The 16,346-nt window shown below is 37.8% G+C and carries 16 protein-coding genes; 11 read left to right on the plus strand and 5 right to left on the minus strand.

Features of this window, described 5'->3' with window-relative positions:
- Nucleotides 1–127 precede the first annotated feature (127 nt).
- Nucleotides 128–508 (minus strand): nucleotide excision repair endonuclease, encoded by a 381-nt coding sequence (locus MKY07_RS09035; RefSeq protein WP_008407105.1) that lies wholly within the window; start codon nt 506–508, stop codon nt 128–130.
- Nucleotides 509–963: 455 nt separating this feature from the next.
- Here MKY07_RS09035 and MKY07_RS09040 point away from each other — a divergent pair, with 455 nt between their 5' ends.
- Nucleotides 964–1,836 (plus strand): DMT family transporter, encoded by an 873-nt coding sequence (locus MKY07_RS09040; RefSeq protein ID WP_339264505.1) that lies wholly within the window; start codon nt 964–966, stop codon nt 1,834–1,836.
- Nucleotides 1,837–1,938: 102 nt separating this feature from the next.
- Nucleotides 1,939–2,673: an alpha/beta hydrolase gene (locus tag MKY07_RS09045; protein ID WP_339264508.1), complete on the plus strand. Its 735-nt coding sequence runs from the start codon at nt 1,939–1,941 to the stop codon at nt 2,671–2,673.
- A gap of 41 nt (nt 2,674–2,714) precedes the next feature.
- On the opposite strand, the gene MKY07_RS09050 is transcribed toward MKY07_RS09045, so the two are convergent.
- Nucleotides 2,715–3,536 carry a TetR/AcrR family transcriptional regulator gene (locus MKY07_RS09050; protein WP_339264509.1) on the minus strand — a complete coding sequence of 274 codons (822 nt, stop codon included), beginning with the start codon at nt 3,534–3,536 and terminating at the stop codon, nt 2,715–2,717.
- Between the two features lie 93 nt (nt 3,537–3,629).
- On the opposite strand from MKY07_RS09050, the gene MKY07_RS09055 reads away from it, so the two are divergent.
- On the plus strand, nt 3,630–6,716 hold the full coding sequence (locus MKY07_RS09055; RefSeq protein ID WP_041865753.1) for an efflux RND transporter permease subunit: 3,087 nt from the start codon (nt 3,630–3,632) through the stop codon (nt 6,714–6,716).
- Nucleotides 6,717–6,816: 100 nt separating this feature from the next.
- Complete coding sequence (locus tag MKY07_RS09060; protein WP_339264510.1) at nt 6,817–7,995, plus strand: M14 family zinc carboxypeptidase; 1,179 nt, start codon at nt 6,817–6,819, stop codon at nt 7,993–7,995.
- Nucleotides 7,996–8,034: 39 nt separating this feature from the next.
- Here MKY07_RS09060 and MKY07_RS09065 read toward each other — a convergent pair whose 3' ends face one another.
- Nucleotides 8,035–9,444 carry an MDR family MFS transporter gene (locus MKY07_RS09065; protein ID WP_339264512.1) on the minus strand — a complete coding sequence of 470 codons (1,410 nt, stop codon included), beginning with the start codon at nt 9,442–9,444 and terminating at the stop codon, nt 8,035–8,037.
- 170 nt (nt 9,445–9,614) lie between these two features.
- Between MKY07_RS09065 and MKY07_RS09070 the strand changes: the two genes are divergently transcribed.
- The 6 genes from MKY07_RS09070 to MKY07_RS09095 all read left to right on the plus strand — a co-directional run bounded on the left by MKY07_RS09070 (nt 9,615) and on the right by MKY07_RS09095 (nt 14,816).
- Entirely contained in the window at nt 9,615–10,151 is a 537-nt protein-coding gene (locus tag MKY07_RS09070; protein WP_339264513.1) for a TetR-like C-terminal domain-containing protein, read from the plus strand.
- Nucleotides 10,152–10,332: 181 nt separating this feature from the next.
- Nucleotides 10,333–11,286 (plus strand): cation diffusion facilitator family transporter, encoded by a 954-nt coding sequence (locus MKY07_RS09075; RefSeq protein ID WP_339264514.1) that lies wholly within the window; start codon nt 10,333–10,335, stop codon nt 11,284–11,286.
- A 40-nt stretch (nt 11,287–11,326) separates the two neighbouring features.
- Nucleotides 11,327–11,638, plus strand: coding sequence for a metalloregulator ArsR/SmtB family transcription factor (locus MKY07_RS09080; protein WP_339264515.1), 312 nt, complete (start codon nt 11,327–11,329; stop codon nt 11,636–11,638).
- 203 nt (nt 11,639–11,841) lie between these two features.
- Entirely contained in the window at nt 11,842–12,381 is a 540-nt protein-coding gene (locus MKY07_RS09085; RefSeq protein ID WP_339264516.1) for an NAD(P)H-dependent oxidoreductase, read from the plus strand.
- A 374-nt stretch (nt 12,382–12,755) separates the two neighbouring features.
- A complete protein-coding gene (locus MKY07_RS09090; RefSeq protein ID WP_008407094.1) occupies nt 12,756–14,276 on the plus strand; it encodes a succinate CoA transferase in 1,521 nt (506 codons plus the stop codon).
- A gap of 30 nt (nt 14,277–14,306) precedes the next feature.
- A complete protein-coding gene (locus tag MKY07_RS09095; protein ID WP_339264517.1) occupies nt 14,307–14,816 on the plus strand; it encodes a YfiT family bacillithiol transferase in 510 nt (169 codons plus the stop codon).
- 56 nt (nt 14,817–14,872) lie between these two features.
- On the opposite strand, the gene MKY07_RS09100 is transcribed toward MKY07_RS09095, so the two are convergent.
- Both MKY07_RS09100 and aac(6') read right to left on the minus strand, forming a co-directional pair.
- Nucleotides 14,873–15,313: a GNAT family N-acetyltransferase gene (locus MKY07_RS09100; protein ID WP_339264518.1), complete on the minus strand. Its 441-nt coding sequence runs from the start codon at nt 15,311–15,313 to the stop codon at nt 14,873–14,875.
- A 15-nt stretch (nt 15,314–15,328) separates the two neighbouring features.
- Nucleotides 15,329–15,763, minus strand: a complete 435-nt coding sequence (aac(6'), locus tag MKY07_RS09105) for an aminoglycoside 6'-N-acetyltransferase (RefSeq protein ID WP_339264519.1) — start codon at nt 15,761–15,763, stop codon at nt 15,329–15,331.
- A 195-nt stretch (nt 15,764–15,958) separates the two neighbouring features.
- Here aac(6') and MKY07_RS09110 point away from each other — a divergent pair, with 195 nt between their 5' ends.
- Complete coding sequence (locus MKY07_RS09110; protein WP_339264520.1) at nt 15,959–16,330, plus strand: VOC family protein; 372 nt, start codon at nt 15,959–15,961, stop codon at nt 16,328–16,330.
- Nucleotides 16,331–16,346: the final 16 nt, after the last annotated feature.

Here is a 16,346-nt window from a genome sequence, read left to right on the forward strand (position 1 = left end):
TGAGACTACAGGCTCAGGCCGTGCCCGCGGAAAGCGTCCCGGAATGGAAATCAATTTTTAACGCATAGAAAAAATGCCATTTTTCTCTCTCGGAGGAAAATGGCATTTTTGGGCTATGTCTCACAATTTATGCGCGTTCGAAAAATACTTTATCGATATTGTATTTTGACTGGAATTGATTGATTGCAAATGTTTCGTAAATTTCACGTTCCATTGGATCTTCAATTTCATATACTTCAATTTTGTGAATTTCTGCTCGGTGGTTTTTCATTGGTGATACATTGTCTTCAAAGTGCTTTTTAATACGTTGACGGATTTTACGTGCTTTACCTACGAATAAAAGCTCGTTCTTTTCATTATAGAAGAAGAAGATACCGCCTTTATCACGCGTAATTTTATGGAAATCAATAAATCCGAAGTATGGTGTAATTTCAACATCCCCTGGTTTTAACACTTGTTCACGTTGACGAATTACTAAATCTGGTTTTGGCATTTCAATTTTAATCAAACTGTTCACGTCCCTAAATTATTCTAAAAGTTTATTTTACACGATAATACGATAAAATGCTATTGATATAGTAGTCCAGGCATTGGAGAAAAGTAAAATAAGCGGATTTTTTACCGTTATTTTCAAAACTATAGATATTTCCGACTATATAATAGGAATTTCCTTAATCAACTACACGAACTATATACATATTATCCGACACTATTTAACTAATTTTATTAATTTAATTACTCCGAACAAAACTAAATCAATACCATAATCTACATACTTTTTAGCTAATAAAAAACTACTTGTAACAAACCCAGTCAAGCAAAAAATTCTAACTTTACTGCAAGTTAAGGTAATTTTTGAATTTTCGCTTTCTTTTTCCTCGAAGTTTGTCTATTGTAGTAGTAGTTTGTTCAGCTAAAAACAATTATACATAAACAGCAGTTTAAAAAGAGAGAAGGAATCATATGCAAAAATATAAAGGTGAGTTTCTCATGCTCATCACCGCTGTCATGTGGGGAAGCGGTTTTGTCGGAATGGCGAAAGGGCTTGAACATTGGACCGTTTTTCAATTGATGGCCGGGAGATTTTTATTAGCTTCCATTATTTTAAGTTTCATTTTCTATAAAAAATTAAAACTCATTTCAAAAGCTGTAATATGGAAAGGTGCGATTCTCGGCGCAATCTTGTTTATTGCCTTTGCCCTGCAGACCATGGGCTTGGAATATACAACCCCATCTAAAAATGCATTCTTGACAGCGATTAATGTCATTATCGTTCCAATTATCGCTTATGTCATTTACAAAAGAAGAATTGACCGGTTTGAGTTTATTGCAGCTGGTGTGGCAGTGGTCGGAATTGGATTTTTATCATTGCAGGATTCGATGACGATTAATTTTGGCGATTTCCTGTCGATTCTTTGTGCGGTCGGATTCGCTTTCGATATTTTTTATACAAATGTATTTGTTAAAACTGAAGATGCTTTAGCGCTGACAATTGTCCAGTTTTATACGGCGACTGTCCTAAGTGTAATTAGTGTTGTCATGCTAGGGGAAGTGCCGACGACTTATACTTCAGAAGGGTTGGGCATCATTGTGTACTTGGCAATATTTTGTACTGCTGTGGCGTATGTATGTCAAAATATCGGCATGCAATATGCAAACCCTACGAAATCTGCCATTATTTTATCAACGGAATCGTTGTTCGGTACGATGTTCTCCGTCCTTATTTTAAATGAAATTTTAACTGGGCGTATGCTTGTTGGTTGTGTTCTTATCTTCTTTGCGATTTTGTTTGCAGAAGTCAAACCGACCTTTAGACGTAAAAAATCCTATATATAATGTACAGCCATTTTAAGCAATCCGTTTAAAATGGCTGATTTTGTTTATTATTATAGAAATACGGAAAAGGATAAGAGATGAATTTAGGGGAGGACTGGTTATATGTTAAATTATACGCGAAATGGTTCTGGGGAAGTTGTAGTATTAGTACATGGATTTTTAGGGAGTACAGCAATATTCGAAAAAATTATGGAACCTTTAACAAAGCAATTTGATGTCATTGCAATCGATTTACCAGGGCATGGAAAAAGTGAAATGCCGGAAGGGGAATATACAGTTTATCGCTATGCCGAAGATATAATCGATGTATTAGTTACGGAAAAAGTTGAAAAGGCTTATTGGGTCGGGCATTCGATGGGTGGCTATATTACATTGGCGGCAATCGAGAAACAATACTCTAAAATCGAAAAGGCTGTCTTATTGTATTCATCCGACTCATCGGATACACCAGAAGCAATCGATAAAAGAACGAAACAACAAGAAGAGATTCAGGAACATGGAACAGGCTCGTTCGTAGACGGAGTGATTCATAACTTCCTTGCGCCCAATGCAAAAACGGAAGATGTGCTGTTTGCAAAAGAAGTTGCCTATGAAGGAAAAGAAGAAGGCCTTGTTGCCGCACTAGGTGCTATGAAGTCACGTCCAAACCAACGAGATCTTGTCGATACAATATCAATTCCAATTCTCGTCATTGAAGGAGAACAGGACAAAGCTGTCACACCGATTACGACATCCAACCCGAATGTGGAGAAAGTAAAAACCAATACAGGACATCTTGGTATGGTGGAAGATTCTCAAACGGTAGCAAGAGAAATCATTCGTTTCCTAAACAGCTAAAACTAAAAAGAGAGGGATCCATTTTTTGGGTCCCTCTCTTTTTAACTGTATTGCTTTTTCAAATATAACGTAATCCAATTAAAGCACTCGTTTTTTTCTAAATTGGAGATGAGACCAATAATAATTGCATTTCTTGGATTTTCACTTTTAAGTTCTTCTATTAATAATTGGAGGGAATCGAGTTCCAAATTGTTCGTCGTCTGCTGTTGAAGCAACATCAGTTCCTCCACTATATGATCAATCGAATAATTTTCGATCCGTTTGTAAAACTGTGAAGTATTTTGCAACAGCGCTATTTTACTTTTTGTAGCTAATAAAGTTGTCTTCTCAACAAGCGAATCTGCAAACCTCACCGCATCAAATGTCTGGCACGAGTCGAAAATATACTGCATATACGATTGAACCATCCCATTTACAATAACGACTAAATCATATTGTCGTCCCTCGATTTGTTCGCCAAATACTTCAAATAGCAGCTTTTCCAAATTTTTATTGGAAAGCTCTACATAATAATGAATCCGTTCAATTAATGCCTTATTGATGGCAGAAACGTTTTCCTTCATCAAAATATCCGCAAATCCAGCATAGTGTGACAATACTTTCATAGTATGAACAAAGTAGATATGGAGCTTTTCTGAAGGGGTATTACCTTCACTGACTGCTTGGTCAACTTCGCGAATTATATTGTTCATAAAATGTTCAATAATAGAAAAAACGAGCTCGTCTTTGGATTTAAATGATAAATAAAAAGCACCTTTAGAAATGCCGCAATGATCGGTAATTTGCTGTACTGACGTAGCTTCTATCCCTTTTTCGGCAAATAAATGTAGTGCTGAATCGATTATCAATTGTTTTCTTGTCATAATATTTTCAAGCCCCTTTCAATTGACACGTGACCGACTAGTCATTATTATAGAATGGTGGTTACATATAGTCAAGAAAGGTAAGGTGGAACTGTGAGGGGCTTGGTTAATTTCGTATTAAAGAATAAGCTTGCAGTATGGTTACTAACAATCATTATCGTGTTTTCCGGTATTTATTCATCAACGCGTATGAAAATGGAGTCGATTCCAGATATTTCGATCCCGTTCCTAATCGTTATGGGTGTTTATCCTGGGGCAACACCAGAGCAAGTAATGGATGATCTTTCAATTCCTTATGAAAAGGCAGTTGAAAGTTTAGAAGATGTAAAGGCTGTATATTCTACATCTTCATCAAATGTTTCACAAGTTCAAGTGGAATATGAATATGGCGTGGATATGGATGAAAAGAAACGTCAGTTAGAAGCTGCTTTAGATAATATTGAGCTTCCTGAAGGTGCACAAGAACCTTCAATCATGGCAATCAGTATGAACATGATGCCTGTTATTGCATTATCAGTAAGTAGTTCGGATGAAGATATTGTTGAACTGACGTCGACAGTAGAGAAAATAATTTTGCCGAAACTAAACAAAATTGACGGTGTTGCATCTGCGACAGTTACAGGTCAACATCTTGAAGAAGTTGCCTTCACATATGATGAAGAAAAGATGGCACAATTAGGTTTAACGGAAGAATCTGTTAAGCAAATGATTCAGGCAAGTGACCTTGCAGTCTCGTTAGGATTATACGAGTTTGAAGATGGCGAGCAAGCTGTTGCAGTTGACGGCAAGTTCAAAACAGAAGAACAGTTAAAAGAAATGCTGATTCCTGTTACACCTTCTGAAACCAACCCGGTTCCTTTCGTAAAACTGGGGGATATTGCTGAAATCGAAAAAGTAGGTAAAGTGCAATCAGTATCTCGAACAAATGGTAAAGATGCGATTGCGATTCAAATCGTAAAAGGCCAGGATGCCAATACGGTGACTGTAGCAAATGCAGTTAAAGATTTAATCGAAGAAGAGCAGGAAGCCATTTCAGGTCTTAAAATCGATATTTCTTTAGACCAAGGGAAACCAATTGAAGATTCCGTCTTTACGATGGTTGAAAAAGCGGTATTCGGTGGTTTAATCGCAGTATTAATTATCCTATTATTCCTGCGTGACTTTAAATCAACTATTATCTCGATTATTTCAATTCCAGTGTCAGTATTCATGGCTTTAATGGCATTGCACTGGCTGGATATTACGCTGAATATTATGACGCTTGGTGCGATTACGGTTGCAATCGGACGGGTAATTGACGACTCGATTGTAGTAGTGGAAAATATTTATCGTCGTATGCACCTGAAAGAAGAAAAATTACAAGGCCGTGCGTTAATTCGCGAAGCAACAATTGAAATGTTCAAGCCGATCATGTCTTCAACATTAGTAACAATTGCAGTATTCGCACCACTTGTATTTGTAGGCGGTATGGTAGGGGAATTATTCGTACCATTCGCATTAACAATGTCATTTGCTTTAATCGCATCATTAATCGTTGCGATTACAATCGTACCTGCACTTTCACACACATTATTCCGTAAGAAAATTTACGGTGAAAAGTCTGAAAGTCAGCATAAAGAAGTCGGTAAGCTTGCAGTAACATACCGTAATTTCTTGGAAAAATCTTTAAACCATAAATGGATTTCGTCAATTATTGCGATTGTTCTATTAGTTGGTTCACTAGCGCTAACACCATTAATCGGCTTTAGTTTCATGGGTTCTCAAGAAGAGAAAGTAATGTATTTAACATACACACCTGGAACTGGCGAATTGATGGAAGAGACACTTACGAATATTGAAGAAGTAGAAAAAGAGTTATTGAAACGTGAGGACATCGATATTTTACAATTATCGGTGAACACAGAACCTTCTACTGATGCTGCTGCAATGATGACTGGCGGTGGTGCAGGCGGTGGTTTAATCTATGCGATTTTCGATCCGGATATGGAAGATTTCCCGAAAGCGAAAAAAGAAGTAGAAGACTATATCTTTAACATTGGCCAATCCGGCGAGTGGAAAACGCAAAACTTCGCGATGGGTATGTCATCGAATGAAGTAAGCTATACACTATACAGTGAAGATTTAGATAAGTTAAACGAAGCAGTTGCTCAAGTAGAAGATGTTCTAGTTGATGTTAAAGGGCTTGATGAAGTTGAGTCTAATGCTTCTGCACCATATGTAGAAAATGTAATCAAAGTAGATCAGGAAAATGTATTACAATACGGTCTGACTACTGCTCAAATTTTAATGGCTCTACAAACAAATAATACAAAAGAAGTGCTGACAACTGTTGAAAGTGATGGCGCTGATATTAATGTAGTTGTTCAACGTGAAGCAAAATCTGCAGCAGCGGATATTGATGAATTATTGGAAACACCGATTCAAACGGCAACTGGTCAAACAATGACAATTGGTGACATTGTTGAACTTGAAGAAGGTACGACTTTAAATTCATTATCTCGTCAAAAAGGCGAATACTTTGCGACTGTATCTGCAACGATCACAGACAAAGATATATCAAAAGCAACATCTGCAGCAGATGAAAAAATTGCTGATCTAGAATTACCGAAAGGCGTAACGACTGGTGTAGGTGGTGTGGCGGCAGATATGGCTGAAACATTTACTCAACTAGGGGTTGCGATGATTGCAGCTATTGCGATCGTTTACTTTATCTTAGTTGTAACATTCGGTGAAGGTTTAGCTCCATTTGCGATTTTATTCTCTTTACCATTTACAGTTATCGGTTCATGGATTGGATTGTTCGCAACAGGTCTTACAATTTCGGTTTCAGTTATGATGGGATTACTGATGTTAATCGGTATTGTTGTCACGAATGCGATCGTACTTGTTGACCGCATTATCCGTATGGAACATGAAGGAATGAACATGCGTGAAGCAATTCTGGAAGCCGGTGCAACTCGTTTACGTCCAATCTTAATGACGGCGATTGCAACGATTGGTGCAATGTTACCAATGGCATTCGGTGGTGCTGGCGGCGGTCTGATTTCTCAAGACCTTGCTGTAACAGTAATTGGTGGTTTATTATCATCAACATTATTAACATTAATCATCGTACCGATTGTATATGAAGTATTATCAAAAATGCTGAAGAAGAATCGTAAAGATGTAAAAGACAATTAATACGAACAGCCTGTAAGAAGTAATTTCTTGCAGGCTGTTTTTTATAGTAAAGTTATGGGTATAGAAGAAAAGTTTTGATATACATAACGGGAGGCATTTTATGAAGAAACTATTGTTGTTCAGTCTGTTATCTGCAGCCATTTTCAGTTTTGGTTCGATTTCTGCCGAAGCAGCGTCAGACGCAATTGGGCTTGGTAAATACCCGGTGCAAGTAATTGCGAAGAAGAATACAGAACTAAAAGATGAACACGGCAACATCATAAAACCTGTAGCAAAAGGTGAGAAGTTATTATTGCAGGCATTAAAAGGTACATCAGGAGTTATCAACTATTCTTCCAAAGAAGCCTACATCCCTTTAACCGATGTTCACTATATCCAGTTAGTCGATGGTTCGAAAATAATCACGTCCGATGAAGTGGCAGCAAAGCTAAAGCTCGTTTCTCAAATGTATCCATCACTGACGAAATTGAAGATGATCGGGAGTTCGGTGGAGGGACGTCCTTTATATTCATTGAAAGTGGGAACGGGTAAAAAGGAAGTATTGATGGATGCATCTTTTCATGGACGTGAACATATGACGACAAATGTATTGATGGAAATGATTGATACATATTTAAAAGCATATGTGAACGGAACGAAAATTGGAAAATACGATGTGAAGGAAATTTTAAGTGAAGTGAGCATCGTATTTGTGCCAATGGTGAATCCTGATGGGGTAACACTGGCGCAAGGAGGCAAAGTAAAAACATCGATGACAAAGCTTAAAGCAATGAACAACAACAGCACCAATTTTAATCGTTGGAAAGCCAATATAAACGGTGTCGATCTGAATCGTCAATTTAATGTAAACTGGCATTTAATCAAAACGACAAGGCCCTCATTCAAAGAATATAAAGGAAAAGCGCCAAATACTGAACCGGAAGCGCTTGCGATCAAAAGACTGATTGACCGTGGGAATCATTTAGCGTATATTTCATATCATTCTTCCGGTCAACTTATTTACTGGAGCCAAACGAAATCAAAGTTCAGCCGAACGAAAAAGTTGGTGAAAGGGGTATCGTCCATTACCGGCTATAAAGTAATGCCGGTAACAAAGAAAAATGAACCAATAGCGGCATCTGAAGATTACTTCACAAAAGTAAAAGACCGCCCTGCTATGACGGTTGAAATCGCGCCATATGCCGGGGAAGCATCCGTTCCGTTAAAAAGATGGAATAAAGTTTGGAAGCAAAATAGAACAGTCGGACTTTATATAGCCAATGAGGCCCTGAACTGGTAAAAAAACTGGTGAACCCCGATTACGAAGGTTCACCAGTTTTTAGTTTGTTTCTTGAGCGGGCGTTGTCCGTTTATGTTTAGGAACGAAAAGTACGACAATAAAGGCAACGATTGCTAATAGGAACATATAGAAATACGTCGAACTAGCCGCATTTGCATAACTTTCGTTTACCTGAACGGATGTACCCGTTAACTGCAGTGTATACACTGTTACGATGACAGCCGTTCCGATTGCACCAGCAAGTTGACGGATTGTATTGTTTACGGCAGACCCGTGTGAGGCCAGTTCTCTTGGAATCGCATTAAGGGCAGCCGTATTTAACGGCATTGTAATAAATGCCAGCCCAATCCGTAAAATAATGGTGCGTACAAGAATATATACATACGAAGTAGTAGAAGATAAGTCGATAACGAGCCACATCGAAAGTGCAACTAAAACTAAACCGAATATAAATAAAGGCTTCGCTCCGTACTTATCAAATAGTTTCCCTGTAACCGGTGACAAAAACGCATTGATAATCGCACCGGGAAGCAGCAGTAATCCTGCATCCAATGCAGAAAAACCACGGCCATCCTGTAAATACATCGGGAGTAAAATCAAGTCTGCATACATGATGATCGTAATTGCGACATTTATAATCGTCGTCATGGAATACATTTTATATCTGAATACCGATAAATTCAGTAAAGGATCCTGTGAAGACAATTGACGTTGGCAAAACAGAAAAATAATGATCAATCCCGCACCAATCGTTGTTAAAATAACTCCATCATCCCATCCGCGGCTTCCGGCACTACTAAACCCGAACAATAAGAGACCGAATCCGAATGTTGAGTAAATTAAGCTGATCAAATCGATTTTCGATTTCGCACCTTCATTTACATTCATCAAGTATTTATACGCTAAGACAATAATAATAACGATAAATGGAATTAAGCTGATGAACAGCCAGCGCCATGATAAATAATCAATAATAAATCCAGCAAGAGTCGGGGCAATGGCAGGTGCAAAAATAATTGCAAATCCGACTTTCCCCATAATAGCGCCCCTTCTTTCTTCAGGGAACAAGTAGACAATTACGGTCATCATTAAAGGCAAAATAATACCTGCTCCTACAGCTTGAATCATACGTCCTGTTAAAAGCATGCCAAAGTTCATCGCACATGCTGCGACAACAGAACCGGCTAATAAAAATAGCATCGCACTAATAAACAGTTGGCGTGTTGAGAAACGCTTCATTAAAAATGCCGTAATTGGAACCAAAATTCCGTTCACAAGCATAAAGCCTGTTGCGAGCCATTGAATTGTTGTAGGCGATACCGAAAAGGTGTTCATTAAATCACTTAGTGCGACATTGAGTAATGTCTGATTTAAAGTGGAGAAAAAACAGCCTGCAATCATGACGATCAGCAGTATTTTTCTTGTTTGTTCCGATAATTCATTTTGCATTTTAAAACCCCTTACGCTACGATAACTTTATAGACGGTTTGTCTAATAAGTATTTTAACAATGAGCAGGAGCCTTTGACATACACAATATGAAGCACTTTGTAGACTAATCGACAAATTGTTCAAATATGTAGATTTAATAATATTTAATAGACAGGAATGGTAATTCTGATGATGAAAATAGATCCACGAACAATCCGTACAAAAGAAATGTTAAAGAGAGCGGTATTCGAACTTTTGGAAGAAGGAGTAATGCTTAGTCAGTTGTCTGTACAAAAAGTAACAAAGCAAGCCACGTTAAACCGAACTACATTTTATTTGCATTATGAAGATATCAATCATTTGATGGATGATTTAACAAAAGAGATTTTCAATGAAGTAACTGAAAAAATAACAGATTTAAACCATATTCATCTGTTAAACGAAAAGGAACATTTAGTTGAGCTGCTCAATTATTTAGCCTCACAAAAACACGCTTTACGATTACTTTTCCAGTTTGAACAATTTGAAAAAGTGCTATATCAATTAATGAAACAATTGATTGATACGAGAAGGCTGAACAGTGACCGAGTTTCCTCAAAATCGCTTGTCGACAGTCATATAAAAGCGGCGTCCCTTGTCGGTGTGATCTCGTGGTGGTTAAAAGATGGAGGTTATTTAAATGCGTCATACATTGCTGATCAAATCTACCTCCTGTACAGAACATAGTTTAGTTGTTTTTCACAGCTAAACTAAAGTTTGTATACAATTCCTGAAATTAGCGAATCTTTTCATGTGTAAAAAATTTCAGCCATTAAATCTGGGCTTATGTAATTGACTATTTTCTGAATTCATAATATGTTAATATATGAGTATATGTTCATATATGGAATAAAAGGGGGCATTTTAAATGGGAGAGCACCATCATCACCATCATCATTCACATAGTACGAACAAGAAAGTGCTGTTTATATCCTTTTTAATTATTACCGGGTTTATGATTGTCGAAGCGATTGGTGGGGTGCTGACGAACAGTCTTGCGCTGCTTTCTGACGCAGGACATATGTTAAGCGACGCCGTTTCACTTGGAATTGCATTAATGGCCATTGTATTTGCACAAAAAGTAGCAAATGCCAGTAAAACATTCGGCTACAAACGTATTGAAATATTGGCTGCCACACTAAATGGACTGACGTTAATCATCATCGCGCTGTTTATTTTTTATGAAGCGATCGGCCGTTTCATGAATCCTCCTGCAGTTGCTTCAACCGGGATGCTCGTCATCAGCAGTATCGGGTTGGCAGTAAATATTTTAGTCGCATGGATTATGATGCGCGGTGCGGATACGAAGGAAAATTTAAATATGAGAGGCGCCTATTTGCACGTGATCAGTGATATGATCGGTTCAATCGGTGCCATTGTTGCCGCATTGCTTATACTGTTCTTTGATTGGGGATGGGCAGATCCATTGGCCAGTGTCTTTGTAGCTGCGCTTGTACTTCGAAGCGGATATCATTTAACGAAAGCTTCATTGCATATTTTAATGGAAGGCACACCTCAGGATATTACTGTTGATGAAATCATAGAAACGATTGAGAAATATGAAGAGGTAAAAGCGCTTCACGACTTGCACATCTGGACAATTACAAGTGGATTAAATGCGCTGTCATGTCACGTTGTTGTAAATGATGACTTGACGATTAAGGAAAGTGAGCAACTTTTAGAGAAAATTGAACATGATCTGCTACATCAAAATATTCATCACGTGACGATTCAAGTTGAAACAACTATGCATCAGCACGACCATTCGGTTTATTGTACAGCGAAGCAAGATTCCAGCCATCAGCACCACCACCATCATTAATCAATTACGCCGGGCGTATAAGAGAAAAGAGGTAAATCGTATGACAATGGAAAAAAGAACCCAACATGAATTGGATGAAGAAACATTGTTTGTCGTTTCGCAAACGTTCAAGGCGTTAAGCGATCCGACACGAATCCGTATTTTAAACATGTTATGCTGTGAAGAGCATTCGGTAAATGACATTGCAGAAATGCTCGATTTAAATCAGTCGGCGGTTTCCCACCAGTTACGTTTTTTGAAGAATTTACGTTTAGTAAAATTCAGGCGTGAAGGGACGACATTGTATTATACAAGTGCAGATGAACATGTTATCAACTTGCTCCATCAGGCAATCGATCATGCTCATCATTAATTGAATAGAAACAGTCATCAACACGTAAAAGTTTTCTTAAATGAACGGTTACGTGTTTTTTTCATTGGTTTCGACATTGAAGAATGTAGGGTATATCAATAAACGGAAGTCGCAAACTAAAATCATTGCCCATTTACATGGTGGCAGCAGCAAGTTTACAAAACATTTATAGTTGAATTCTAAAATAATGGAGGTTTTTCAATATGAAAGTTGTAGCAATTGTAGGAAGTATCCGTAAAGAATCATACAATCTAAAGATCGCAAAATATATTCAGGCACGATATGCTGATAAGTTTGATTTGGAAATTTTGGATTTAACCCCTCTGCCGATGTATAACCAGGATATCGAAATGGATCCTCCAAAAGCAGTATTAAACTTTAAGGCAAAAGTAAAAGAAGCTGATGCAGTTCTTTGGATAACACCTGAATATAACGCTACAATTCCCGGAGTGTTAGGAAACGCCATCGACTGGCTAAGCCGTGTGGATAAAGTGATGAACGGCAAACCATCCATTATAATGGGGTCATCAATGGGAATGTTAGGTTCTGTTAAAGCCCAAATGCATTTGCGAGATATTTTATTTGCAATCGGTTTAAATTCCCCGGTTTTACCTGGTAACGAAGTGTATATTGGAGCGGTTCATGAAAAAATTGATGCGCTAGGACAACTGACAGATGAAGCGACAATCGCATTTTTAGATGGCGTGATTGTGAACTTCTTGGAATGGATGAAGAAGTTTTAATAGTGATGGCACCTCTAAGAGGTGTTGTTTTTTATGAAGGCGAGTTTTCCTGGAAATGTTACTGCAACAAAAAGAGAATCCGACGGTAAGGCCCAGTGTAGAGGATAAAGATATCGCATTTTGTCAATAGAATGGTGTGACGAAAAAATATTGTTTTAGGTGAAAGAATACTCCTTAATTCTGCTTTTTTATTTACTATAGTTTTTATCTATCAAAATTATAGGAAGTATCTAATGGACGAAAGACGAATCTCTCATTACAATATAGATAAGGCGATTAAAAAATTAGGTGTAACAGATTTTTTAATGGCTATATGGATTTACAGAAATTCATCGTAACATCGAACTAAAAATATTATTTTGGGGTGATTGTTAATGGGAAAAGATTTAAGTCAGTTCATCAGAAATGAAGCGTTTTTAAACAAAGTTGTTTCAGCAGAGGAAGCCGCGTCTTGGATTGAAGACGGCATGAATCTGGGAATGAGTGGTTTTACACTTTTCGGAGAGCCTAAAGAATTTCCTCTTGCACTTTCTAAACGGGGAGAGCAGGAAAATTTCAAAGTAAATCTATATACAGGGGCATCATTAGGTCCAACTGCCGACCAATCGATGGCAGAAGCAGGCATCATCAACTTACGTGTGCCTTATCAAGGTAATGCGATTATGCGCGGTAAAATCAACAACGGGGAAATTTACTATATTGATCAGCATTTATCACATACAGCGGAAGAAGTACGTAAAGGTTCACTAGGTAAAATTGATTATGCGATTATTGAAGCAGCAGCAATTACAGAAGACGGTCTCGTGATTCCAACAGGTTCTGTAGGGAACTCACCGATTTTTGTAGAAAAAGCAGAAAACGTGATTATCGAAATTAATACAACAGCCCCAAAAGCATATGAAGGGCTTCATGATATTTATGTTCAAAAAGCACAAGGCGAGCGTAAAGAAATTCCTATCTACAATACAGGGGACCGTATTGGTGAAATTGGAATTAAAGTCGATCCTGCGAAAGTTAAAGGGATTGTTTTATCGGAGCAGCCGGATATTCCGTCACCTTTATTCGAGCCAAACGAGGAAACACAGAAAATTGCCGATAATTTATTAGCATTCTTGGCAAATGAAGTGGAAGTAGGGAATTTACCGGAATCTTTAGCGCCGCTACAATCAGGCGTTGGTTCAGTAGCAAATGCCGTATTAAACGGCATGCAAAAGTCTCAATTTAAAGATCTTGAAGTATTCTCGGAAGTACTGCAGGATGGTGTATTTGACCTGATTGATGCGGGTATTGTTAAATTCGCGGCAGGTACAGCATTCTCGCTTTCCAAAAAGCGCGTGGACTCACTAGCGGAAGACTTGGAAAAGTACAAAGATAAAATTATGTTCCGACCACAGGAAATTTCAAATAACCCGGAAGTAATTCGTCGCTTAGGTGTTATTTCGTTTAACACAGCAATTGAAGTCGACATTTACGGTAACGTCAACTCAACACATGTTAACGGCACAAAGATTATGAACGGTATTGGCGGTTCTGGTGACTTTGCACGTAATGCACGCATTACTATTTTCGTTACATCTTCATTAGCGAAAAACGGGGCTATTTCAACAATCGTTCCATTCGTTTCACATATCGACCATACAGAACACGATGTCGATGTCATCGTAACGGAGCAGGGCTATGCGGACCTTCGTGGACTTCCACCAGTGAAGCGAGCAGAGAAATTGATTGAAATTGCACACCCGAAATATAAAGAACAGTTACGTGCTTATTTCGAAGAGGCAAAAGAAAAAGTAGGCGGCCAAACACCGCATATCCTTGAAAAAGCATTCTCATTCCATAACAATTTAAAAGAGAATGGGACAATGTTATTTGAAGACGACAAAATTAAACACTAATGGATAAACAGACAAAGGTGGCGTTTTAACATGGATGTAAAGTTTCCTATTGGTCCATTGCAAGTACCTGAACAGGTGACACTTGACAATGTAAAGGAATGGTTACAACAAACGGAATCATTTACGACACGTTTAAGAGAAGTGGTCGATTCATTAAATGAAGAGCAGTTAAACAAAACTTACCGCGAAGGTGCGTGGACAGTTCGTCAGCTTGTTCATCATATTGCTGATTCACAGCTGAACATGTATCAGCGGCTGAAGCTGGCACTAACGGACGATAACCCGACAGTGCCGGGATTTAATCAAGAAAAGTGGGCAGTACTGCCAGACAATGACTTACCTGTAGAAAGTTCGATTAAAATGCTTGAAGGTATTAATGAGCGGATCGTTTCGTTAGGTCAACGTATAACTGAAGACCAGCTAAAACGTGAATTTACACATGAGACAAACGGGCCAATCACAGTTGCCAAAAAATTAGCGAAATTGGCATGGCATGAAGAGCATCATTTCGCTCATATTAAAATCGCCCTATCAAATTAATTATTTTTATTGTAATGGCTTACCAAACAGTGGTAAGCCATTTTTTTGTAAGTCTACTATTTTATTTCCTTATATAAAAAGACGAGACGTTCAATTTCATCAAAGCCATTATTTTTATAAAAATGTTCTGCCGGAATATTTCGGTTTGTGAGCAGTGTCATCGATTCAACTGATTTCTCTTTCAACTGGATTTCTAAATAGTTGAGCATCGCTTTTCCAATTCCTTTATTTTGCAACGTTTGATTGACGCACATTTCATGGATGAAATATTCATCGCCACTATACCACTTCCGTTGCACGCCCATTATAAAGCCAAGCAGTACATCATTTTCGATAGCAATTACACCTAGAAAGTTTGGGGTATTGTAGTAATCGGATAAATACTGGTGCGCACTTTCATCGTTCAAGTTGTCATTCCACGGTTCTGCATTAAATACTTTTATAAATGTTTCTGTACATGTTTCTAAATCGGATTCTTTCATTCTTTTAAGTTCCACTATGAATCGCTCCTTTTAAAGTTTTTTCGTAAAACAGACAATGCGGTTTGCTTCTGTAAACCCTAATTTAAGATGAACGTTTATACTGTCCTGATTAGACAATTCGCAGTCGCTTGCAAACTCTGTACATCCCTTTGTTTTAGCCCAATGTTCACATGCTTGTACTAACTGTTGCGCGAAATGCTGTCTACGGGAAGCCTCAACTACATATATGCCTTCCAAATAGCCAACTGGTGTGGAATGTGTACCCTCTACATAGTCAAACCGGAGCTGACATTGTGCAAAACCAATTGGTTCCCCATCGTTAAATGCTAAGAAAATAGTACTGTTCTGGTTTGTAATAACGTCTTCCATGTTCTGTACGAATTCTTGTAAATCATTACCTGGCCAAAGGAGTAAAGCAAGGTGAGCTGCTGCAGATGCTTGGTCCAGTGTCGCTTCTTTAATCATAGGTTCCTCCTGATTATAGTAATAAGTATAATTACTATTATAGAATAAAATGGAAGGTGATAGGTGGTTATGTACTGGATCGTCAAAAAATTTATTTTCATTTAAAGGTCGAGCTATTGCAAAAATTGGAAGGGAAAAGGCTTTTAAAAAGGGAACTCTTTTATATAGCTGATTTAATAAAGGGGAGAAATTGCTTTGAGTAAGTCATTTATTGAACAAGTCCATTATATTCGAATTCCTGTAAAGCATTTAGAAGTGTCTGCACAATGGTACAGTGATATATTAGGGTTCCAATTACTAAACAATACTGTGGAAAGAGCCATTTTAAAAGTAAATGAAGGACCATTCTTATTAATCTTAGTTCCTACTGAAGATGAAACATTTGCCCATTTCACAATTGATAATAACCAGGAATTTAGCATTGGCTTCACGAGTCCTGAACTATCTAAATTTCATCAACACTTAATTGATCATCAAGTTACGGTCGAAGATATAAAAGAAGATAATGGGCATGCTTTTTTCCATTTTTATGACCCAAATGGGAATAAACTTCAAGTTCACTGGTGATTTATGATAAATATAT

Origin of the sequence: Solibacillus sp. FSL W7-1472, assembly GCF_037969775.1 — a bacterium.
Lineage (GTDB): Bacteria > Bacillota > Bacilli > Bacillales_A > Planococcaceae > Solibacillus > Solibacillus silvestris.

Excerpts from the sequence above, each read along its gene's own strand:
- MKY07_RS09040 (WP_339264505.1), top strand. The coding sequence starts at position 964 with ATGCAAAAATATAAAGGTGAGTTTCTCATGCTCATCACCGCTGTCATG.
- MKY07_RS09045 (WP_339264508.1), top strand. The coding sequence starts at position 1,939 with ATGTTAAATTATACGCGAAATGGTTCTGGGGAAGTTGTAGTATTAGTA.
- MKY07_RS09050 (WP_339264509.1), bottom strand. The coding sequence starts at position 3,536 with ATGACAAGAAAACAATTGATAATCGATTCAGCACTACATTTATTTGCC.
- MKY07_RS09060 (WP_339264510.1), top strand. The coding sequence starts at position 6,817 with ATGAAGAAACTATTGTTGTTCAGTCTGTTATCTGCAGCCATTTTCAGT.
- MKY07_RS09065 (WP_339264512.1), bottom strand. The coding sequence starts at position 9,444 with ATGCAAAATGAATTATCGGAACAAACAAGAAAAATACTGCTGATCGTC.
- MKY07_RS09070 (WP_339264513.1), top strand. The coding sequence starts at position 9,615 with ATGATGAAAATAGATCCACGAACAATCCGTACAAAAGAAATGTTAAAG.
- MKY07_RS09075 (WP_339264514.1), top strand. The coding sequence starts at position 10,333 with ATGGGAGAGCACCATCATCACCATCATCATTCACATAGTACGAACAAG.
- MKY07_RS09080 (WP_339264515.1), top strand. The coding sequence starts at position 11,327 with ATGACAATGGAAAAAAGAACCCAACATGAATTGGATGAAGAAACATTG.
- MKY07_RS09085 (WP_339264516.1), top strand. The coding sequence starts at position 11,842 with ATGAAAGTTGTAGCAATTGTAGGAAGTATCCGTAAAGAATCATACAAT.
- MKY07_RS09090 (WP_008407094.1), top strand. The coding sequence starts at position 12,756 with ATGGGAAAAGATTTAAGTCAGTTCATCAGAAATGAAGCGTTTTTAAAC.
- MKY07_RS09095 (WP_339264517.1), top strand. The coding sequence starts at position 14,307 with ATGGATGTAAAGTTTCCTATTGGTCCATTGCAAGTACCTGAACAGGTG.